At 70.6% G+C, this 19,763-nt stretch carries 20 protein-coding genes and 2 pseudogenes; 11 read left to right on the top strand and 11 right to left on the bottom strand.

The annotated features are described in order from the left end of the window. The first annotated feature begins 151 nt into the window (after positions 1 to 151). The gene (gene shbA, locus QRX50_RS24910; RefSeq protein ID WP_285974548.1) at positions 152 to 700 is read left to right on the top strand and encodes an RNA polymerase sigma factor ShbA; all 549 of its coding nucleotides are present in this window, start codon (positions 152 to 154) and stop codon (positions 698 to 700) included. Between the two features lie 129 nt (positions 701 to 829). On the opposite strand, the gene QRX50_RS24905 is transcribed toward shbA, so the two are convergent. Further along, the gene (locus tag QRX50_RS24905) at positions 830 to 1,678 is read right to left on the bottom strand and encodes a LysR family transcriptional regulator (RefSeq protein ID WP_285974313.1); all 849 of its coding nucleotides are present in this window, start codon (positions 1,676 to 1,678) and stop codon (positions 830 to 832) included. A gap of 97 nt (positions 1,679 to 1,775) precedes the next feature. Between QRX50_RS24905 and QRX50_RS24900 the strand changes: the two genes are divergently transcribed. The 3 genes and pseudogenes from QRX50_RS24900 to QRX50_RS50420 all read left to right on the top strand — a co-directional run bounded on the left by QRX50_RS24900 (position 1,776) and on the right by QRX50_RS50420 (position 3,372). After that, positions 1,776 to 2,810 (top strand): bile acid:sodium symporter family protein, encoded by a 1,035-nt coding sequence (locus QRX50_RS24900; RefSeq protein WP_285974312.1) that lies wholly within the window; start codon positions 1,776 to 1,778, stop codon positions 2,808 to 2,810. 135 nt (positions 2,811 to 2,945) lie between these two features. Continuing rightward, a pseudogene (locus tag QRX50_RS50425) lies at positions 2,946 to 3,252 on the top strand (hypothetical protein); the annotation flags it as partial. 9 nt (positions 3,253 to 3,261) lie between these two features. After that, positions 3,262 to 3,372: a hypothetical protein gene (locus QRX50_RS50420; RefSeq protein WP_434533360.1), complete on the top strand. Its 111-nt coding sequence runs from the start codon at positions 3,262 to 3,264 to the stop codon at positions 3,370 to 3,372. 138 nt (positions 3,373 to 3,510) lie between these two features. Here the strand turns inward: QRX50_RS50420 and QRX50_RS24890 are convergent, their stop codons facing one another. Beyond that, positions 3,511 to 4,356 carry a PIN domain-containing protein gene (locus QRX50_RS24890; protein WP_285974310.1) on the bottom strand — a complete coding sequence of 282 codons (846 nt, stop codon included), beginning with the start codon at positions 4,354 to 4,356 and terminating at the stop codon, positions 3,511 to 3,513. Positions 4,357 to 4,645: 289 nt separating this feature from the next. Here QRX50_RS24890 and QRX50_RS24885 point away from each other — a divergent pair, with 289 nt between their 5' ends. From QRX50_RS24885 to QRX50_RS24860, 6 genes and pseudogenes are all read left to right on the top strand, one after another. Further along, positions 4,646 to 5,998, top strand: a complete 1,353-nt coding sequence (locus QRX50_RS24885) for an MFS transporter (protein ID WP_285974309.1) — start codon at positions 4,646 to 4,648, stop codon at positions 5,996 to 5,998. Next, a complete protein-coding gene (locus QRX50_RS24880; RefSeq protein WP_285974547.1) occupies positions 5,998 to 7,017 on the top strand; it encodes an alcohol dehydrogenase catalytic domain-containing protein in 1,020 nt (339 codons plus the stop codon). Before QRX50_RS24885 ends, QRX50_RS24880 begins: the two co-directional genes overlap by 1 nt. Next, complete coding sequence (locus tag QRX50_RS24875; RefSeq protein WP_285974308.1) at positions 7,014 to 7,982, top strand: CaiB/BaiF CoA transferase family protein; 969 nt, start codon at positions 7,014 to 7,016, stop codon at positions 7,980 to 7,982. Before QRX50_RS24880 ends, QRX50_RS24875 begins: the two co-directional genes overlap by 4 nt. Before the next feature lies 1 nt (position 7,983). Further along, on the top strand, positions 7,984 to 8,511 hold the full coding sequence (locus QRX50_RS24870; protein ID WP_285974307.1) for a type II 3-dehydroquinate dehydratase: 528 nt from the start codon (positions 7,984 to 7,986) through the stop codon (positions 8,509 to 8,511). 85 nt (positions 8,512 to 8,596) lie between these two features. Next, complete coding sequence (locus QRX50_RS24865) at positions 8,597 to 9,385, top strand: IclR family transcriptional regulator (RefSeq protein WP_285974306.1); 789 nt, start codon at positions 8,597 to 8,599, stop codon at positions 9,383 to 9,385. A 69-nt stretch (positions 9,386 to 9,454) separates the two neighbouring features. Further along, positions 9,455 to 9,745: pseudogene (locus QRX50_RS24860) on the top strand (IS481 family transposase); the annotation flags it as partial. A gap of 8 nt (positions 9,746 to 9,753) precedes the next feature. Here the strand turns inward: QRX50_RS24860 and QRX50_RS24855 are convergent. After that, the gene (locus QRX50_RS24855; RefSeq protein ID WP_285974305.1) at positions 9,754 to 10,188 is read right to left on the bottom strand and encodes a VOC family protein; all 435 of its coding nucleotides are present in this window, start codon (positions 10,186 to 10,188) and stop codon (positions 9,754 to 9,756) included. Positions 10,189 to 10,419: 231 nt separating this feature from the next. Here QRX50_RS24855 and QRX50_RS24850 point away from each other — a divergent pair, with 231 nt between their 5' ends. Then, on the top strand, positions 10,420 to 10,953 hold the full coding sequence (locus QRX50_RS24850; RefSeq protein WP_285974304.1) for a DUF1062 domain-containing protein: 534 nt from the start codon (positions 10,420 to 10,422) through the stop codon (positions 10,951 to 10,953). 56 nt (positions 10,954 to 11,009) lie between these two features. On the opposite strand, the gene QRX50_RS24845 is transcribed toward QRX50_RS24850, so the two are convergent. The 8 genes from QRX50_RS24845 to QRX50_RS24810 form a co-directional block, all read right to left on the bottom strand. Further along, positions 11,010 to 12,140 (bottom strand): Rv3169 family protein, encoded by a 1,131-nt coding sequence (locus QRX50_RS24845; protein ID WP_285974303.1) that lies wholly within the window; start codon positions 12,138 to 12,140, stop codon positions 11,010 to 11,012. A 10-nt stretch (positions 12,141 to 12,150) separates the two neighbouring features. Continuing rightward, entirely contained in the window at positions 12,151 to 12,549 is a 399-nt protein-coding gene (locus QRX50_RS24840) for a hypothetical protein (RefSeq protein WP_285974302.1), read from the bottom strand. A 1-nt stretch (position 12,550) separates the two neighbouring features. After that, positions 12,551 to 13,534, bottom strand: coding sequence for a phosphotransferase family protein (locus QRX50_RS24835; RefSeq protein ID WP_285974301.1), 984 nt, complete (start codon positions 13,532 to 13,534; stop codon positions 12,551 to 12,553). Next, on the bottom strand, positions 13,531 to 14,733 hold the full coding sequence (locus tag QRX50_RS24830) for an acetyl-CoA hydrolase/transferase family protein (protein WP_285974300.1): 1,203 nt from the start codon (positions 14,731 to 14,733) through the stop codon (positions 13,531 to 13,533). Before QRX50_RS24830 ends, QRX50_RS24835 begins: the two co-directional genes overlap by 4 nt. Further along, positions 14,730 to 15,605: a cyclase family protein gene (locus QRX50_RS24825; RefSeq protein WP_285974299.1), complete on the bottom strand. Its 876-nt coding sequence runs from the start codon at positions 15,603 to 15,605 to the stop codon at positions 14,730 to 14,732. The genes QRX50_RS24830 and QRX50_RS24825 overlap by 4 nt, the downstream gene beginning before the upstream one ends. Then, positions 15,602 to 17,197, bottom strand: coding sequence for a class I adenylate-forming enzyme family protein (locus tag QRX50_RS24820; protein ID WP_285974298.1), 1,596 nt, complete (start codon positions 17,195 to 17,197; stop codon positions 15,602 to 15,604). The genes QRX50_RS24825 and QRX50_RS24820 overlap by 4 nt, the downstream gene beginning before the upstream one ends. A 197-nt stretch (positions 17,198 to 17,394) precedes the next feature. Beyond that, complete coding sequence (locus tag QRX50_RS24815) at positions 17,395 to 18,573, bottom strand: CaiB/BaiF CoA transferase family protein (protein WP_285974297.1); 1,179 nt, start codon at positions 18,571 to 18,573, stop codon at positions 17,395 to 17,397. Then, positions 18,570 to 19,748, bottom strand: a complete 1,179-nt coding sequence (locus tag QRX50_RS24810; protein ID WP_285974296.1) for an acyl-CoA dehydrogenase family protein — start codon at positions 19,746 to 19,748, stop codon at positions 18,570 to 18,572. The genes QRX50_RS24815 and QRX50_RS24810 overlap by 4 nt, the downstream gene beginning before the upstream one ends. Positions 19,749 to 19,763 lie beyond the last annotated feature (15 nt).

Below are 19,763 nucleotides of genomic sequence, written 5' to 3'. Positions count from 1 at the left end.
CTTACCGGATGGGGAGGACGCCGTCGTGACCCTGCTGCTCGAAGCCGACGCGACGCTGACCGGAGCGCTGCGCCGGGGCCTCGACGTCGAAGCGACGCTGCGGCACGTGAAGTCCCGCACCGCCCCGCGCTTCCCCGACCACTGGCACCACCTGGACGGCCCCGTCGCCGCCGCCACCGCCGGCGACCGCCTCGGCGCGGCGCAGCTGCTGGAGACCGTCCGCCCCCTGGTCGTCCGCTACTGCCGCGGCCGCCTCGGCGGCCCCGACCGCGCCTACGCCTCCGCCGACGACGTGGCCCAGGAGGTGTGCGTCGCGCTGCTCGCCGCCCTGCCCACGTACCGCGACCAGGGCCGGCCCTTCCTGGCCTTCGTGTACGGCATCGCGCAACACAAGGTCGCCGACGCCCACCGCGCGGTGGCCCGCAACCGCACCGACCCGGTCGCCGAGCCGCCCGATCGCGCGGATACAGCGGACGGCCCCGAGTTGCACGCCCTGCGCACCGAGCTCACCACCCGCCTGGCGCGCCTGCTGGACGTGCTGCCGGACCGCCAGCGCGAGATCGTCCTGCTGCGCGTGGTGGTCGGCCTGACAGCGGAGGAGACGGCGGACGCGGTGGGCTCTTCGCCGGGCGCGGTGCGGGTTTCGCAGCACCGTGCGTTGTTGCGGCTGCGGACCTTGCTGAACGGCGGGCAGGAGTGATCTGCCCGCCGATGGTCCCGCTGACCGTCGACCAGTCCCTCGAACCACCCGACAGCGGGTGCGTCACCCGCGTTGGTGACCTCGACGGTGACCTTGAACCGGGTCCCCGGCCCCGTTCGGCCGAACCGATCACTCCTCCCCGAGCTTCGCCACCACGAAATCCGCCAGCGCCGCCGCCGGGCCTTCCGTCGCGTCGCGCAGCAGGAGCATGAACTCCACCTCACCCGGGTCCGGCAGCCCCAGGTGGGCCGGAAGCTCGATCAGCCCGTCCGGGACGAGGCTGCGGGCGTGGACCGTGATGCCGAGCCCGGCGGCCGCCGCGGCGCGCAGGCCGGTGAGGCTGGAGGTCAGGCACGCGGCGCGCCATTCGAGGCCTGCGTGTTCGAGGGCCTCGACGGCGAGCTGACGGGTGACCGAGGGCATGGGGTACTGCACGAGCGGCACGGGCTGACCCGGTTCGAGCACCGTCGCCGTCGAGCCGATCCACACCAGGGGTTCGCGCCGCAAGACTCGGGCGGGGCCGGGGGCGCCGGGGCGGCGTTTGCCGAGCACGAGGTCGAGGCGGCCCTCGGCGAGGCGGCGGGCGAGCACATCGGACAGTTCGACGTGGAGCTCCACATCCACGAGCGGGTGGCTGCGCCGCAGCCGGCGCAGGATCTCGGGCACCTCTTCGAGCACGAAGTCCTCGGACACTCCGAAGCGCACACGCCCACGCACCTGGGTGCCGCGGAAGTGACGGGCGGCACGTTCCTCGGTGTCCACAATGGTCTGGGCGAAGCCCAGCATCGCCTGCCCGCGCGCGGTGAGGTCGACCGCGTGGGTGTCGCGTTGGAACAGCAGCCCGCCGGCTTCCCTTTCGAGACGCCGGATGTGCTGGCTGACTGTGGGCTGGCCCACACCCAGCCTCCGGGCCGCCGCGGTGAAGCTGCGGGTTTCGGCCACCGCGAGGAAGGAGCGGCACAGGCGCGAATCCAGCATGCGTCACATCTTATCGGCGCCCACAATGACAGTGAGTACGGTGATCGGGGTTCCGAATGACCGCGCCGCACCGGAGAATCGGGTGGAAAGGAGTTCCATGACGACCGTGTTCGCCCCGCTGACCCGCCCCGTTTCCGCACTGCTGGCCAAGCTGCGGATCGACCCGTTCATCGCCGCCATCCTGCTGACGGTGGGCGTCGCGTCGCTCCTGCCCGCGTCGGGCGGCACCGCCACCGGCTTCGGGATCGCGGCGAACATCGCGGTGGGGCTGCTGTTCTTCCTCTACGGCGCAAGGCTTTCGAGCAAGGAAGCGGTCGACGGCCTGAAGCACTGGCGCCTGCACGTCACTGTGCTGTCCGCCACATTCGTACTGTTTCCCTTGCTGGGCCTCGCCGCCTCATTCCTCTCCCCCGGGCTGCTCACGTCGCCGCTCTACACCGGTGTGCTGTTCCTCTGCCTGCTGCCGTCCACGGTGCAGTCGTCGATCGCGTTCACGTCGATCGCGAAGGGCAACGTCGCGGCCGCCATCTGCAGCGCGTCGGTGTCGAACCTGCTCGGCATCGTGCTGACGCCGCTGCTCGTCGCGCTGCTGCTCTCGACCGACGGCCCGGGCGTGAGCGGGCAGGCAGTGCTGGACATCGTGCTGCAGCTGCTCGTGCCGTTCGTGGCCGGCCAGCTCGCGCGCCGCTGGATCGGCGGCTGGGTCAGCCGGCACTCGGCGCCGCTGAAGCTCGTGGACCGCGGCTCGATCCTGCTCGTCGTCTACACCGCCTTCAGCGAGGGCATGACCGAAGGCATCTGGCACAAGCTCGACCTCGGCCCGCTGTTCGTGCTGCTGGGCGTGTGCGTGGTGCTGCTCGCCGCCGTGCTGACCACCACGAGCGTCGGCGCCCGGCTGCTCGGCTTCGAACGCGCCGACCGCATCACGATCGTGTTCTGCGGCTCCAAGAAGAGCTTGGCCAGCGGCCTGCCGATGGCCACCGTGCTCTTCGGCCACGGGCAGGTGGGCCTGATCGTGCTACCGCTGATGCTGTTCCACCAGATCCAGCTGATCGTGTGCGCGGCGATGGCCCGCCGCTACGCCCGCCAGGCCGCGGCCGACGAACCGGGCGAGCTGGTCCCGGCGAGCTGACCGTTTAGCGCGGAACGGTTCATCCGGTCGGGCGTTTTTCCGGCGATGTGCCCGCTTGGTCCGACCACCCGGGACTATCAGGCAACGCCGCAGCTCGGGAGCAGGACGATGCCCCGCCGCTGCTAGCGTGCAGGTGTGAGTCCGTTGATCGCGCAGACCCAGGACTCGACGAAGGCCTACTCGGGCATCTCACTCCTGGAATCCGCGAACGACTTGTCGACCGCGATCGGGTGACTGGGCTTCAAGGACGCGCTCAACGCCAACCGGCAGTCTTGTCCGGGTCAGTCTTGGACGTCTACCGGCAGCGCGGCCAGGAGATCTCGCGACGTCGTTGCAGGCGGCGCAGAAGGGCTACGAAGGCGCGTCCTCCGGTGTGAAGACCGCGGGTGAGGTGGTGGCCGCGGTCCGGACGCTGGTGCGGGACATCATTTCCGAGCTCCTGGACGCCGGCATGGTCCACGTCAACATCCCCGCCGCCACGTCCGCCGCCCTCCCCTTCGGCGGCACCAAACGCTCCGGCTTCGACCGCGAGCTGGGCCCGCTGGTGTCACCGAGTTCGTGAACCAGCGGCTGTTCTTCAACGCGGGCTGAGCACGATCTGCCCTGAAATGACGCGAGGTAATGTAGTCGCGCCGATACCCGGTCGCGGAGCATCGGGCTTCCCCCGATCGCAGCGAGGCGGAACTCCGCAACCACCACTTCAGGGTCGCTTTGCTCCAGGCGGATCTGATCGAGCCGCCCGGGTCGCCTTGGCCTTCGTCCTGTCCTGCCGAGCATCTCGCCGATCGAGCTTGATTTCTCGTAATCCGGCCTCGCGGGCCCGCAACGCCATGGACGTGTCACAGGTCAGCAAGGTGACCGGATTCGAGGCAAGCGTCTGCAACACGAGAGCCCGCGCGATGATCTCCTGGTCGTTGATCGGCAGCCGCCGGTGCCCGATGGGCTCACTCAGCATCTTGACCTCCACCCGGACCGGCGGCTTCCGCAACTCGCCACCGTCGCGCAGCACCCGATCCAGAACGGCCAGAGAATAGGAGGCTCTGCCCCGGAGGTCGTCGCTCTTGGTGCTGTCGAGCTCGTCGAGCACGATCGTCGGGACGGCGAGACACACTTCGTCGATGCCGTCGTGGCGCAGAATCCGGCGCCAGTCGACATCGTCCAGCTTGTCCTCATAGGACAGATAAACGGTGGTGTCGAGCACCACCGTTTCCGCGAACCCTGAACACCATCGGCTCTTGTAGTCACTCAGGTCGGTCCGGGCAGCCTCGAGCGCGGCCACCCGCCTGGCGATCTCGTCGGTCACCAGCGCGTGCAAGATCCGCTCCGGAGGGTTGCTCCCAACCACGGCCGCCCAAGCCGGGGCCATCGCCATCAACTGCTGATAGCCGTCCCAGTCGAGAATCTCGGAGGCAGTCACGGGAGAAACGATCCCTGACAACGTTCGCTCCGCTTTGCGCACCCATTCCAGGTAAGTCCAGAGCTTCGTCGCAGACGAGCCCACTCCATGGGCGAGATCGACCGAATGCAGATTGGTCGCTTCATTCATGAGTCTCAAGAGTGCTTCGTCGGCGTGTCCGAGATCCACGCCTGGCCGAGGAGTGACCTGCATGTATGGATTATCCGGCATCCTCTGCACGCCGTCCGCGTTCGCCTCAGTCTCGTGGCGTGACCTCGCCCGCCCACGAGCAAGGTCTCCCTCCGTCAACCCGCTCCGACCCGACCCTGCCCTGAGCCTTGTGGCGAAGCTCCCGACGAAGTACCGTCGCCTCATTCGAGTTTAAGAAAGATCTTTCGGTATTTCGAATCGAAGGGACTCGGGGTCAATGGCGACAACGATGAGGGCCACCACGGCGATGGGCAGACGGCGGGTCGCCGTCGCGTGCATCATCGGGAACTTCCTGGAGTACTTCGACTTCGGCGTGTACGGGTTCCTCGCCGTGGCCATCGGGCACGAGTTCTTCCCCGGCGGGTCGAGCGCCGTGGGGCTGCTGAAGTCCCTGGCGGTGTTCGGGGTGGCGTTCGCGGTGCGGCCGCTGGGTGGGGTCGTGTTCGGGCTCATCGGGGACCGGGCCGGGCGCAAGGTGTCGTTGTCGGCGAGTGTGGCGCTGATGGGCGTCGCGACGACGTTGATCGGGGTGCTGCCGTCCTACGCGGCGATCGGGATCGCGGCGCCGGTGCTGCTGGTGTTCCTGCGGTGCCTGCAGGGGTTGGCCGTGGGCGGTGAGTGGGGCGCGAGCTCGGCCTACCTGATCGAGACGGCGCCGTCGGATCGGCGCGGGATCCCGGGCAGCTTCCCGTCCATGGCGGCGGCGCTGGGGCTCATCTTCGGTGCCCTGCTGTCGCTGGCCTTCCAGCTCTCCCTCAGCGCCGCCGCCCTCGACAGCTGGGGCTGGCGCGTGCCGTTCTTCGTCGCCGCGCCGCTGGCCGCCGTCGGTCTCTACGTGCGCCAGCGGCTGGAGGACACGCCGGTCTTCCAAGAGCTCGCGGAGAGCGACGCGCCGCGGGCCCGGCTGAAGGACGCGCTGCGCCGCGACCAGGCGAAGGCGATCTTCGTGACCTTCGGGTTCTCCTGGATCTGCGGGGTGGGCCTGTATTTCCTCGGCACCTACGTCGTGAACTACCTGACCGCAACCGCGCACGTCGGCGGCACCCGCGCGACTGTGCTGACCTCGATCGGGCTCGCCGTCTACTGCGCGCTGTGCCCGCTCGCGGGCCGGCTGTCCGACCGGCTGGGCCGGCGCCGCACGCTGCTGTTCGGCTGCCTCGGCCATGTCGTGTTCGGCATCCCGGTGTTCATGGCGCTCGGAACCGGGTCGACACCGGTGGTGATCGTCGCGCTGATCGTGTTCGCGATCTTCCAGGCGCCGATCAACGCCAACACCTCGCTGGTGCTCATCGAGATGTTCCCGGCCTCGACGCGGCTCACCAGCGGGGCGCTCGGCTTCAACCTCGGCGTCGGCGCGCCCTCGGGCTTCGCGCCGCTGGTCGCCGCGGCGCTGGTGGTGTCGACCGGGCTGAGCTACGCACCCGGCATCCTGCTGGTCGGCGTCGCGCTGATCTGCGGGCTGATCCTGCTGTTCTGGCTGCCGGAGACGGCCGGGCGCGACCTCACGCTCGACGTCGACGCGACCAAGAACGGCCCCGCCCCGACGATCGCGGGCAAGGTGACCGAGGTCGTGTCGCCGTGATGCGAGCCGCCGTGCTGACCGCGCCGGACCGCTTCGAGGTGCAGAACCGCCCGGTCCCCGAACCCGCGGCCGACCAGCTGCTCGTGCGGGTGGCCGCGTGCGGGGTCTGCGGCCACGACGTGCTGGCGCGCAAGGGTTTGCTGGCGGCCCGGCCCGGCCAGGTGCTCGGGCACGAGATCGCCGGACGCGTCGAAGCCGTCGGTCCCGCGGGCGACACCTCGTGGCTGGGCCGCCGGGTCGCGCTCGTGCAACGGTTCCCGTGCGGGACCTGCGCCGAGTGCGCGGCCGGCCACACCAACACCTGCCGCGGCGGCCCGGGTTTCTACGGCGAGGACCTCCCCGGCGGTTACGCCGAATACGTCCTCGCCGGGCCGCTCAACGCGGTCGCCCTCCCCGACACCATCGACGACGAGGTGGGCGCGATCCTCTCCTGTGCCCTCGGCACCGGCCTCCACGCGCTGCGCCGCACCCGGGCCGCGGCAGGCGAAGTCGTGCTCGTGACCGGCGCGAGCGGCGGCGTCGGGATCCACACGGTCCGGATCGCCGCCGCGCTCGGCGCCACCGTGATCGCCGTGACCAGCAGCGACAGCAAAAAACAAACACTGCTCGGCTCCGGCGCCCAGGCCGTGGTCACCGTCGCCGAAGGCGCACCGGCCGTGCGCGCGGCCGCCGCGAACCTCGGCCGGCCGCGCGGAGCCGACGTCGCGATCGAGACCACCGGCACCCCGACCTTCGGGCTGTCGCTGAAAGCCCTGGCGCCGCGCGGACGGCTGGCCGTCGTCGGCAACACCGACCCCGGCGCCGTCGAAGTCCACTTGGGACTCATGATCCTCAAGGAGCTCGAGATCGTCGGCTCGGCCCACGCGAACCGCCGGGAGCTGCTCGACGTCGTCGACCTGGTCGCCGGCGGCAAGGTCACCCCGGTGTCCCCGCGGGTCTGGCCCCTCGACGACGTCGCGGCCGCCCACGCCGCCGTCGACTCCGGCGCGCTCGTCGGCCGGGCGGTGATCCGGCCGTGACCGGCTCGCTGCACGGCATGACCGTGCTCGACCTCAGCCAGCAGCTGCCCGGGCCGTACGCGACGTTCCTGCTCGCGTCACTCGGCGCCGACGTCCTCAAGGTGGAGCCGCCCGCCGGCGACCCCGCCCGGCGGTTCGACCCGCCGATGTTCGAGCGCGTGAACGCCGGCAAGCGCAGCGTTTTCCTCGACTTGAAGTCGCCCGCCGACCGCGAGCGGCTGCTGGAGCTGGCGGCCGGGTGCGCGGTGTTCGTCGAGGGCTTCCGCCCCGGTGTCACCGCCCGCCTCGGCTGCGACGAGAAGGCCGTGCGCGAGGTGCGCCCGGACGTCGTCTACTGCTCGATCAGCGGGATGGGCCAGACCGGACCGCTGGCCGGCCATCCCACGCACGACCTGTCGCTGCAGGCCATGGCCGGAATCCTCGGCGACGCGGGAAAGTCCGACCGCATCGGCGTGCCGTGGGTCGACCTCGGCACCGCGACCACCGCGGCGCTCGCGATCACCGCGGCGTGGCACGCGGGTGGCGGTACCTTCCTCGACCTGGCGATGCTCGACGTCGCCACCGCCTGGAGCTCGGTCAAACCCCTCGCCGTGACCGAGCCGGAGGCGACCTACGGCGTCGTCGGAGCCAAGGACGGCGCCGTCGCCCTCGCGCTGCTCGAAGACCACATGTGGCTGCGCCTGTGCACGGCGCTGGGCTGGCCCGACGACCCCGCTCTGGCCACCTACGCCGACCGGCGCGGCCACGCGACGGAGATCCGCGCCCGGCTGGAGAGCGCGTTCGCGCGCTACACCGTCGCGGAGCTCATCGCCTTGGCCCACGAGCACGACCTGCCTCTCGGCCCCACCGACGCCACGGGCGACCCGGACACGGTTGCCCAGCTCCAGGCCCGGGGCCGCGACAACAGCCCGGCCGCGCGCCACACCCCGTTGCCGCTCAACCTGATCGCCCCGCAGGAGTCCTGACATGCCCCTCTCGCGCTTCCGCGGACCCGAGGCGACGCCGTGGCGCATCGGTGTGATCGACGGCCCGAACATGCCCAACCTCGGCCACCGCTCGGAGACGATCTACGGCCCGATCAAGTCCCTGGCCGACCTCCAGCAGCTCGTGGCCGAGATGGCCGACGAGCTCGGCGTGTCCGTCGTCCCGTTCGCCTCCAACCACGAGGGCGAGATCCTCGACTTCATCCACCGCACCGCGCGCGGGGTCGACGGCTACGTCATCAACCCCGCCGGCCTCACCACCTACGGCGAAGCCACACGCCACGCCCTCGACGACACCACCAAACCCGTCGTCGAATGCCACTTCGCCAACACCGCCCGGCATTTCGCCGAGGTGTCGCCGCCGCAGCTCGTGCAGCAGTCGCGGTTCACCTACACCGCGACCGGCCTGGTCATGGGCCTGCGCCAGTACAGCTACCTCGGCGCGCTGCTGGCCCTGACGCTGGCGCTCGACGACCCGGATTTCCTCGCCGGCGGGGCCCGCCGGCACTGATCGCCCCCGGCCGTCTCGCCACCGGGCAGGGCCGGGGATCGGCTAGGCTTTTTGGCGGATGACCAGCGACGAAAGGCAGGGGTGCGTGGCAGCCGACGGAGGGGCGGAGCGGTTCTCGCGGGTGTTCGACACGCTCGAACTGCTCGTCGGGCACCCGGAGGGCATGACGCTCACCGAGATCGTGAAACGGCTCGGCATGCCGGCGAGCAGCGCCCACAACCTGCTGCAGCGGATGGCCGCCACCGACGTCATCGTGGTCTCCGACGACCTGCGCTACTCGCTCGGCTCCCGCGCGGTGCGCCTGGGCATCCGCATCGTCGACGGCCTGGAGGTGCGTGACGTCGCCCGCCGCCCCCTGCAGGAGCTGACCCGCGCGACCGGCGAGGACGTCTACCTCGCGGTGCGCCTGGGCACGCGCGTGTCCTACATCGACCGCTTCCCCGGCACGCGCCCGATCGCGGTCGACATCCGCCTCGGCCAGTCGCTGTTCCTGCACGCCACGGCCGTCGGCAAGCTGTTCGCCGCGTTCCACCCGCCGCTGCACCGCCGGCTGATGGGCGAACCACGGCCGCAGCTGACCGAGCACACGCTCACCGAAGAGGCCGACCTCGAGCGCGAGCTGGAGACGATCCGGCGCGCCGGCTACTCCGTGAGCCGCGAGGAAGCCATCCCCGGCGTCGTCGGCTACGGGTTCCCGATCCGCGACGCGTACGGCGAGATCACCGCCGCCATCCACATCTCGGTGCCGCTGGCGCAGATCGACGAGACGCACGAGAAGCTGCTGCTGGACAAGGCTTTCGAGGCCGCCGCCGCGATCGAAGCCGACCTGGGCCGCGGCAGCGCGGATCTGTCCCGGCGCGGCCGCCGGGCTTAGGTTTAGTCGGCCAGGACGTTGGTAGCGGAAGGGCCTGGTTGACTGGCCCGCCACCAGATCCCGCGACTGGCAGCGCCGGGCGAGCTGGTTCACATGGACATCAAGAAAAATCGGCCGCATCCCCGACGACGGAGGCTGGTCACCCCACGGCCGGGCCCACCGGGAAGCCACCCGCGACCGCAGCACCAAGATCGGATACGACTACGTCCACTCCCGGGTCGATGACCACTCCCGCCTGGCCTACTCAGAGATCCGCCCAGACGAGAAAGCCCAGCGTGCACTGCCTTCCTCACCCGGGCGATCGCCTACTTCGCCTGCCACGGCCTCACCCGCATCCAACGGCTGATGACCGATGACGCCTAGGCGCCTCAGTCGAGGCAGAACTCGTTGCCCTCGACGTCCTGCATCACCAGGCACGACTCGTTTTCCTCGTCGGCGACCAGCAGCTGCTGGCGAACCGCGCCGAGCGCGACCAGGCGGGCGCACTCGGCTTCGAGCACGGCGACGCGCTCCGCACCCACGAGCCCGGTGCCGACCCGCACGTCGAGGTGCACCCGGTTCTTGACGACCTTGCCTTCGGGCACGCGCTGGAAGTACATCCGCGGGCCCACACCGGTGGGATCACTGCAGACGAACCCCGCGTCCCGCTTCTCCGGCGGGAGCGAGCGGGTGAACTCGTCCCAGGTGGCGAACCCGTCCGGCGGCGGCGGGACGACGTAGCCGAGCACCTCGCACCAGAACCGCGCGACGCGTTCCGGCGACGCGCAGTCAAAGGTGATCTGGACCTGCCTGACTGACCCCATCGACCCACCCTAGCGGGACGACGTCTTCGCCCGCACGCGAAAACCGGTGGAGCCGCGCCGCCGTGCGCAGTTATTGTGCCGGCTGACCACGTTGCCCAGGAAAGGGCGTGCCGTTGTACACGCTGTGAGACTCCCGAGAGCTGATTCGTCGCGCGTCGCGCCTGTGCGCCGCGCTGACTTTTGCTGCGGACTTCTCACAGAAACCGGTGTATTTCCGTGCTCACGCATTGGGTGGTCGAACCCACCCGTCTTCCTGTTGTTCTCCGTCCTTGCGCTGCCTGTGCTCGCGGGCGTTTCCGGGCCAGTGGCAAATTTCGAGTCAACGCCAACCACAAGCTCCTCGACGCTTGGCTCCTCGTGCTCTGTACCTCGTGCGGGGTCACAGCGAAGCTGTCGGTCCTGGAGCGGGTGAACGTGCGCTCCGTCCGGCCCGAGCTGCTGGAACGCTTGCACGACAACGATCTCGGCCTGGTCGCCGAGCTGCTCCAGGACCCGGTCGTGCGGCACCGCAACCGCGTCGCCCTCGACTGGGCGGGTGCCTGGCGCCTCGACACTGGCGGATCGGCTCGCCTCGACCGTGAAGTGATCGACGTTTCGGTCCGCTTCGCCGTCCGGATTCCGATCCGACCGGTGCGACTGATCGCCGAAGGGTGCGGTCTTTCGCGGGCCGAGATCGAACGGCTGCTCGCCGACGGAAAGCTCGTCTCGGCGCTCCGGTTGAGCGGCAAGCTCTCCGACGACTTCACCTTCACACTCAAGCGCTGAATTGTCTGCCCCGGCTCCGCCGGGGCGGCAAGATCGCCGTTGAGCCGGTGTGGGGATCAGTCCAGAAACCCCCAGCCCGGTCGTCCCGACTTGCACGTCTCGTAGGCAACCGGGTCAATGGTCTGGTAAATCCCGATCACCGTCTCGCCTTCGCAGGTGACGCGGCACAGGTGCTCGTCCAGACCACGCAGCCCGATCCTCGTACGCGGGTCAGTCAGGTCGTAGGTCTCGCCCTCGGTCAGTTCCGGGCCGTCGTAGGAGCCCTGGTGGATGCCGCTTTCCGGGGTGCCGCCGTACATGCCGCAGCGCAGGAACGCCGTCTGCAGGCCGAGGTGCTCGTAGTGCAGCTGCTTGACCTCGCCGGTGCCGAGCCGGTAGTCGACGATGCCCTCGGCGAAGATGTCGGTGTCGGGGTCGAAGCGCAGCCGCCGCGTCGGTTTGGCCACGCGTGTGGCGCCCGGGCGGCTGTCGCCGAAGGGGTAGTACACGCGGTCGCCCCACAGCGTCCAGTCGGAGAACGGCACGAACGCGTTGCCGGACACGCCCACGTGGAGGCGTCCGCCGAGCGACATCGCCGGGCCGCCCACGCCGCGGCCGGTGCCCCAGTGCCGGTCGCGGGTGCCCGCCGAGCCGGCTCCGAGCTCGACGCGGGTGCCGTCGACCTCGACCCAGCCCTCGACCGTGCCGAAGCCCTCGAACCCGGCGGTGACGTCGTTGCGCCGGCCCGGTGGCGTGCCATGGGCCGAGTCGGACAGCGGCTCGCGGAACACCTGGCGGGTGGTGTCGCGGAAGGTCAGGTCGTAGCTGATGCCCTGCTCGTTGGGTTCGAGCACGTAGCGCCATTCCCGCAGGCCGCGGACGATCTCCGGGGCGATCGGTCCGATGCGCAGGTCGGCGCGGTCCACGCCGAGCGCGCGGAAGCTGCGCACGGAGGAGTGCCGGCCGCGGAAGTTGACGATCGCGTAGGCCTCGGCGCGGTCCAGGTTCGGGTAGAAGCTGCCGCCGGTCGCGACCATCACCTCGCCGCTGGGGTCATGGCAGATCATCCAGTACCGCTCGTAGGCGCGCGGGTCGCCGGTCGCCATCACGCGGATCGGGTCCGGTGTCTGGTGGATGAGGTAATCGTCCAACGGGGACAGGGGGAACTGCTCGGCGAAGTGCTCGTCGCCGACGGTCAGGTCGCTCATCGCCACCTCCTCAGCTCGGGTCGGCTTCGATCCGACGGACCAGGTACTCGGTGATCTCCCGCCGGGCGGCGGTGCCGTCCGGGGTGCGGGGCAGGTTCGTGATGACGCGGGACAACAGGGCTCGCAGCTCGCCGTTGCGCCGCGCGGCTTCGGCGACGTCGTAGCCGGCGGGTTCGGTCGCCGCAGGGATCCCGAAGTCGGGCGCGTGGCGCGTCAGCAACTGCGCCATCGTGGCGTTGTCGTTGACGTAAAAGGGAAGCAGCTCGGACCACGAACGGCCGATCTGCTTCAGCAGCCGCCGCACGTTGGCCAGGTTCTCGTGGGAGTCCCGGCTCAGTTCGGGATCGGTGGCGACGTCGTCCAGCAGGCGCTGCGCACCGTGCAGCTGGTCTTCGATGGTCGGGCGCACGTCAGCTCCTTTCGGCGATCGCGGTCAGCAGGGTCCGTAGCACGCGTCCGGTCGGGCGGTACGGTTCGTCGCTGCGCCCGTCGAGGAACGCCCGGAGCCCACTGACCTGCATGACCACGGTTTTGAAGGTCGAGAAGACCACCCACCACTCCAGTGCCGTCTCGTCGACGTCGAGGCCGGTGGTCTCGCGGTAGTGGCGGACCAGGTCTTCGCGTTCCCACGCGCCCTCGATGAGGTGCTCGCGGTGACGCAGGGGCTGAACGACCCAGCCGAGGTCTTCCAGCGGATCACCGAGGTGCGCGAGCTCCCAGTCGAGCAGTGCGGAAACGCGGTCGCCTTGCAGCAGGATGTTGCCAGGCTTGAAATCCGCGTGCACCAGCACGGTTCGCGCCGAGGCGGGAGCGTGCTCGCGCAGCCACGCGAGGGCGAGGTCCACTTCGGGCAGTGCTTCGAGCTGGTCCTGGCGCAGCACGGTATCCCAGCGCTCCAGCTCGGCCAGCGCCGCCTGCTCCCCCGGATCTTCGAACACCGCACCGAGGCCGGTGGAGCGCCAATCGACGGAGTGGACCTCGGCCAGCAGTTCGCAGAACCGCCGCGCCAGCCTGGTGCGTTCGGCCAGCGGGCGGTCGCCGTTGACCACGCGGTAGTCGCAGTCGCCGGGTTCGCGGCGCATGATCAGCGACGGTTTGCCGAGCCACTGGCCTTCGGAGTCCAGCCACCGGGCCTGCGGCGCGGGAAGTCCGCTCGGTTCCAGCGCGCGCAGGACGGCGAACTCCGTGCCGCGGTCGGTGTCGACCAGCCCGCCTTCGGGATCACGCCGCAGGATCAACGGTTCGCGGTCGCCGGTGGCGGGATCGACTAGGTCGAACACCCAGTTCTCCCGTGAGCGGCCGACGCCGACGCGGGTCAGGTCGACGATCTTCGGGACGGAGCCGAGCTGCGCCGAGAGGAACTCGTGCAGCTGCTCGTCGAGCGTGCTGGTCATGGCGTCTCCCGCAGAGAGGAACGGTGGCCGGGGGCCGCGATGGCGATGAGGGCTTCGGCTCGCTCGGTGAGGCTTTTTCCGCGCAGGTCGGCGATCCCGTGTTCGGTGACGACGACGTCCACATGGGAGCGTGGCGTGGTGACGGCACCGGCGTGCAAGCCGCGCACGATGCGCGACCGGGTGCCGTCGCCCGTCGTGGCGGGGAGCATCACGACCGAGCAGCCGTCCCGCGACTGCTGGGCCGCGCGCAGGTAGTCGGGCTGGCCGCCGATCCCGCCGACGTACCCGGAGCCGAGCTCCTCCGCGTTGACCTGACCCGTGAGATCCACCTGCAGCGCGGAGTTCATCGCCACGAAGTGGTCGGTGACCGCACCCGGCCGGGACAGCTCCGAGACGGGACGCACGAGCACCCCGCCGGCGACCACCCAGTCGTAGAGCTCCGGGGAGCCGGCGGCCTCGCAGATCGTCACGGCGCCCGGCTCGTCGCTCAGCGCGCCGGAACGGGCGAGCTCGAACAGCCAGGAGCCGGCGAGCGTCGAGTGCACGCGCAGGTCGCGTTTGGCCGCCAGCGCCCGGCCGATCGCCGACGGCAGCGTGCCGACACCGAGCTGGATCGTCGCGCCGTCGGGTACCAGGCCGGCGACGTGCCGAGCGATCGTTTCGTGCACCGGCCCGGTCGGGCCGGCCGTGATCGCCGGCATCGGCCGCGAGCTGGGCACGGTCGCCGTCAGCTGCGACGAGTGCACGCGGGGGGCGCTCGTGTGCGGCAGGCGGTCGTTGACTTCGGCGACGACGGCACGGGCGCGGCCGAGCAGGTCGTAGGTGTAGTCGACGGACAGGCCGAGGCTGTGGTGACCGGTCTCGTCGGCGCTCGACACCTGCAGTGCCACCACGATCTGCTCGGGGTTGCGGCTCGCGAGCGCGCGCGGGACGTCGCGGAAGTGGCACGGGATCACGGAAACCGTGCCGTTCGCGGCGAGCCGGCCGAGCGGGCCCAGCGCGCCGAACGACACCAGCGGCAGTTCGCGGGCGGCCGGGCCGGTGAGCGCGGTGCTGTGGCTGAGCCCGACGAATACCTCGACGTCGGGCGGAGCTCCGTGCACCAGCTGTTCGAGCAGGGGCGTCGGCTCGCCGGTACCCTGCGCGACCACCACCAGGTCGCCCGGTTTCAGGACGCCGGTGAGCCAGTCCGCGGTCACAGGACGACCACCGGTGTGACCGGGGTGGCCGTCGAGCCGACGAGCGGGATCGGGGCGAAGACGAACAGGAACGTCGACCGCGATTCGGCCGCCAGCGCGGTGCCGAGCTCGGCCAGCTCCAGGTTTTCCAGCAGCGGCACGCCGTGCTGGTGCAGGAGCAGCAGGTGCGCGGGGAACCCGCCGGCTGCCGACTGGTGCTCCACGGCGTAGTTGTCGGCGCCGACGAGCGCGACGTCTCGGTCGGCGAGGTAGCGCGCGGCTTCCTCGGTGATGCCGGGCTCGTCCGCGAAGTAGTCACCGCCGCGGCCCTGGGTTTCCAGCCATCCGGTGCGGATCAGCACGGCGTCGCCGGCTTCGGGCGTGACACCGGCTTCCGCGATGCCCCGGCGCAGCTCGTCGACCCCGACGGGGGCACTCGGCTCCAGCGGGCCGCCGGTCGCAGCCACCAGGTCCACGAGCACCCCGCGCGTCACGACCGGGGGCAGCTTTTCGGCGCCGCACCGCTGGGCGCCGCGTGTGGTGCGCGTCGAGGCCTGCGAGTGTCCATTGTAGAGCTCCTCACCCGTCCAGGCGTGGGACAGCGAGTCGACGTGGGTGCCGCTGTGCGTCGGGAACTGCACGGTGTCCTCGGCGAACCGGAACCCGCCCGGCGTGCGCGCGCCCAGGGCGTAGTCACCGGCGTCGCGGTTCATGAACCGCAGCGGCCCCGGCCGGTGGCGCGGCGACGCGGTGGCCGGGCCCAGCGGCTGGGCGAGGCCGATCGTCCGGCCCGACCGCACGAGCCCGGCCGCGCGGAGGGTGACGTCGGGGGTGACGAGGTTCAGCGCGCCGGCCTCGTCGTCGGTGCCCCAGCGGCCCCAGTTGCCCGTCATGGCGTGCCTGCTTTCAGCTTGTCCTGCACGAGTTTCCCCGCCTCGTCGCGCAACGTCCGGCGGACGAGCTTGCCGGTGCCGGTCTTCGGCAACTCCTCGACGATCGCCACCGCCCACGGCACCTTGTACCCCGCGATGCGCTCCTTGCAGTGCGCGATCACGTCCTGCGCGGTGAGCTTCCCGCCGCGCGCCACGACGAACGCCACCACGACCTCGTCGCGGCTCGGGTGCGGCGCGCCGAGCACCACGGCCTCGGCGACGTCCGGGTGGCCGGACAGGAAGCTCTCGACCTCGGCCGGGGAGACGTTGATGCCGGAGGTCTTGATCATGTCGGTGATCCGGCCGACGAACGAGACGGTGCCGTCGGCATTGACCACGCCGCGGTCGCCGGTGCGGAACCAGCCGTCGCCGGTGAAGGCGTCCGCGTTGGCCATGTCGTCGTTGAGGTAACCCGGCGTCAGGCGGCCGCGCACCTGCAGCTCTCCCGGCTCACCGGCCGGCAGCAGCGCGCCGGTTTCCTGGTCGGCCACCCGGATCGCGACGCCGGTCAGCGGCTCGCCCTGCGTGCTCAGGCGCGTTTCGAGCGGCATCCGGTGGTCGGTGACGCAGCAGTTGCCGTAGGTCTCGGTCGAGCCGTAGACGTTGCACATCTCGCCGATGCCCAGCTGCGTGATCGCGCGCTCGACCTCCTCGGGCCGGCCGATGGTCAGCCCGGTGCGCAACGACTTCACCGCCCGCACGCGCTCCGCCGGCCCGTTGGCGAGCGCGTCGACCATGGCGGGCAGCAGGTACGCGGCCGTCACGCGCTCCGCCGCCATCAGCTCGGCCGCCGCATGCGGTTCGAACTGCTCCTGCAGCACGAAACACGCCCGGTGCGTCATCGTGGCCATGAGCGCGTTGGCGCAGCCGAAGCTCCAGAACAGCGGGGAGCCGAACCACACGCGGTCGTCGGCGGACAGGCCCATGCGCTCGCCGATGTGGAAGCCGTTGAGGATCAGGTCGCGGTGGCACAGCGGGACGGCCTTGGGGTTCTTCGTCGAGCCCGATGTGTAGAGGACGAACGCGGGTTCGCCGGGATCGGGCTTTCCCGGAGTGGCCGGCGGCTTCGGCAGATCCCGCCAGGCCAGCGCCCCGTCCGGCACGTCGTCCCCGAGCACGACAACGTGCCTCAGCTCGGGAAAGACGTCTTGCGGTCGCGCCAGGTCCGGCACCAGCTTCCGCAGCTCGGCGACGAGGTCGTTGCCCCGCACCCGGTCCACCATCACGAGCACCGACGCCTTCGAGCTCGTCAGCAGGTACTCGATGTCGTAGGCCTTGACCCACGTGTTGAACGCGTCGACCCGAGCCCCGGCCGCCATCGCGCCGAACGCCACCGGCACCCACGCGGCGTCGTTCGGCGCCAGCAGCGCGACGACATCCCCTTCCCCGACGCCGATCCCCTGCAACGCCCTGCGCGCGTCGTCCATCCGCTCGGCCAGCTGCGCGTACGTCAGCCGCACCTCACCGACCACGAGGGCCTCCCGCTCCGGCACGGCCGCAGCACACGCGCGCAGCAGGTCGGGCAGGGTCTCGGCAGCAGGCGTCGTGGTCATCGCGACATCATCGTCACTTTCGTAATCTCGAATCGAAATTCGTATTTCTGTAAGCTACCGGCCGCGCGCCGAGGGAGTCAAGACGATCGACAGCTATGACGAGGCCAGGCCGCGGCACGAAAAGGCCGGCCCCGGAACCACCGCTGCTGCCAACGGGTTCGGCGGGGCCGCGACAAAGTCCGGCGGCAGCCGGTAGCTCACGCCCGGGGCGGGCCTGCGATTCCGCGGGCGATGACGTCGTCGGCGTCCACCCCGGACTCGGCGAGCAGGGCGCGCGTGTGCTGGCCCAACGCGGGGACGTCGCCCATCCGCGCTTCGACGTCGGCGAAGGTCGCAGGGGGCAGCAGGGCGTCGATCTCGGCGAATTCGGTGCCGACCTTGCGCCAGCGGTCGCGGGCGCGCAGCTGGGGGTGGTCGACGACCTGGCCGACTTCCTTCAGCTGCGCGGCGGGAACGCCGGCCGCGGCCAGGCGTTCGTCGAGCTCGGCGTTGGTCCAGCGGGCGGTGTGGCCGGCGACCGCGGCGTCGCAGGCGGCGCGGTGGGCGACGCGGTCGACGTTGGTCGTGAACCGCGGGTCGTCGGCGAGTTCGGGGGCAGCCAGCACCGAGGTGACCAGGGTGCGCCAGCCGCTGTCGTTCTGGACGCCGATGAGCATCTGGCCGTCACGGGTCGGGAAGGCGTCATACGGGGCGATCGAGGCGTGACTCAGCCCCATGCGGGTGGGCTGGGTGCCGGCGTACATCTGGGTGTAGAGCGCGTAGCCCATCCACTCGACGGTGGCCTCGAGCATCGAGACCTCGATCGTGGCGCCCTCACCGGTGCGCCAGCGACGCAGCAGTGCGGCCAGCACAGCCTGCGAGCAGTACATGCCCGAGGCGATGTCGGCGGTCGGGATACCGGTCTTCACCGGCGTCTCGGGCGTGCCGGTGATGGCGATGAGCCCGGCCTCGGCCTGGATGAGCATGTCGTAGGCCTTGCGCTGCTCCATCGGCCCGCCGGCGCCGAACCCGGACACGTTCACCACGACCAGTTCCGGATGCTCTGCACGGAGATCACCGAACCCGAGGCGGTCGGCGGCACCGGGGGCGAGGTTCTGCACGAACACGTCCGCGGTGGCGACGAGCCGGCGCGCGATGTCTCGGCCCTCCGGCACCTTCAGGTCGAGCGCGATCGACTCCTTGCCCCGGTTGAGCCACACGAAATGCGCCCCGGTGCCGTGGACGACGTGGTCGTAGCCGCGCGCGAAGTCGCCGCCGTCGATGCGCTCGATCTTGATCACGCGGGCGCCGAGGTCGGCGAGGTTGCGGGTGGCCAGCGGGGCGGCGACCGCCTGCTCGACAGCGACGACGGTGACCCCTTCCAGCGGGCGCGTCACGACTGCTTCCGCTTCTCGGCCCGCACGAGCCCGCCGCCGACGATGAGCCGCTGGATTTCACTGGTGCCCTCATAGAGCCGCATCAACCGCACGTCACGGTAGATCCGCTCCACCGGAACCTCCCGCAGATAGCCGCTGCCGCCGTGGATCTGCACCGCCAGATCGGCGGTCTTACCCGCCATCTCCGTGCAGAACAGCTTCGCCGCCGACGGCGCGATCCGGCGGTCCTCCCCCGTCACATACAACCGCGCCGCCTCGCGGGCCAGCGCCCGCCCGGCCAGCACACCCGTCTGCTGGTCGGCGATCATCGCCTGCACCAGCTGGAAATCCCCGATCGCCGTGCCACCCTGGGTCGCGGTAGCGGCGTAGAAGACCGACTCGTCCAGCGCGCGCTGCGCGGCGCCGACCGCCAGCCCGGCCATGTGGATCCGGCCGCGGGCCAGCGACGTCATCGCGGCTTTGTACCCGACCTCACCGTCCCCACCGACGAGCGACTCGGGGCCGACCCGGACCCCCGTGAAGGTGACCTCCGCGGTGCGCGAGCCCTCCTGCCCCATCTTGGCGTCCTTCGGGCCGACCGTGATCCCCGGCGCGTCGGCCGGCACGAGGAACACCGCGATACCCGTGCCCGCCTCCGACGCCGACCGCGTGCGGGCGAATACGACGAACAGGCCGGCCTCGGTGGCGTTGGTGATGAACTGCTTGCCACCGTCGATGACCCAGCCCTCACCGTCCGGCTTCGCGGTGCTGCGCAGGCCCGCCGGGTTCGATCCGGCGCCGGGTTCGGTCAGCGCGAACGAGGCGACGATCTCGCCCGAGGCGATGCCCGGCAACCACCGCGCTCGCTGCTCCTCGGTGCCGAACCCGACCAGTACCTGACCGGCGATGCCGTTGTTCGTGCCGAACATCGACCGCAGGGACAACGACGTGTATCCCAGCGCCATCGCGACCTCGACGTCCTGCACGAGATCCAGGCCGAGACCACCCCACTCCTGCGGGATCGCATACCCGAACAACCCCATCTCAGCGGCTTGCGCTCGAAGGTCGGCGGGAATGGCGTCCGTGGTCATGATCTCGACCTCACGCGGCATCACCCGGGTGCGCACGAAATCGTTGACCTGACCGAGGACGGCCGCGAACACGTCATCAGGGACGTCGGGGTTACCTGAGTACATGACTATCACTATCGA

The sequence above is a fragment of the Amycolatopsis sp. 2-15 genome, from assembly GCF_030285625.1.
GTDB lineage: Bacteria > Actinomycetota > Actinomycetes > Mycobacteriales > Pseudonocardiaceae > Amycolatopsis > Amycolatopsis carbonis.
This window is presented reverse-complemented; position numbering and strand designations above follow the sequence as displayed.

Bases quoted from the DNA above. Each gene is read 5' to 3' on its own strand.
- QRX50_RS50420 (WP_434533360.1), top strand. From the start codon at position 3,262: ATGGTCCACGTCAACATCCCCGCCGCCACGTCCGCCGCCCTCCCCTTC.
- QRX50_RS24905 (WP_285974313.1), bottom strand. From the start codon at position 1,678: ATGCTGGATTCGCGCCTGTGCCGCTCCTTCCTCGCGGTGGCCGAAACC.
- QRX50_RS24835 (WP_285974301.1), bottom strand. From the start codon at position 13,534: ATGACCAGCACGCTCGACGAGCAGCTGCACGAGTTCCTCTCGGCGCAG.
- QRX50_RS24890 (WP_285974310.1), bottom strand. From the start codon at position 4,356: ATGAATGAAGCGACCAATCTGCATTCGGTCGATCTCGCCCATGGAGTG.
- QRX50_RS24855 (WP_285974305.1), bottom strand. From the start codon at position 10,188: ATGGGGTCAGTCAGGCAGGTCCAGATCACCTTTGACTGCGCGTCGCCG.
- QRX50_RS24825 (WP_285974299.1), bottom strand. From the start codon at position 15,605: ATGACGGGCAACTGGGGCCGCTGGGGCACCGACGACGAGGCCGGCGCG.
- QRX50_RS24900 (WP_285974312.1), top strand. From the start codon at position 1,776: ATGACGACCGTGTTCGCCCCGCTGACCCGCCCCGTTTCCGCACTGCTG.
- QRX50_RS24845 (WP_285974303.1), bottom strand. From the start codon at position 12,140: ATGAGCGACCTGACCGTCGGCGACGAGCACTTCGCCGAGCAGTTCCCC.
- QRX50_RS24820 (WP_285974298.1), bottom strand. From the start codon at position 17,197: ATGACCACGACGCCTGCTGCCGAGACCCTGCCCGACCTGCTGCGCGCG.
- QRX50_RS24885 (WP_285974309.1), top strand. From the start codon at position 4,646: ATGAGGGCCACCACGGCGATGGGCAGACGGCGGGTCGCCGTCGCGTGC.
- QRX50_RS24880 (WP_285974547.1), top strand. From the start codon at position 5,998: ATGCGAGCCGCCGTGCTGACCGCGCCGGACCGCTTCGAGGTGCAGAAC.
- QRX50_RS24870 (WP_285974307.1), top strand. From the start codon at position 7,984: ATGCCCCTCTCGCGCTTCCGCGGACCCGAGGCGACGCCGTGGCGCATC.
- QRX50_RS24810 (WP_285974296.1), bottom strand. From the start codon at position 19,748: ATGTACTCAGGTAACCCCGACGTCCCTGATGACGTGTTCGCGGCCGTC.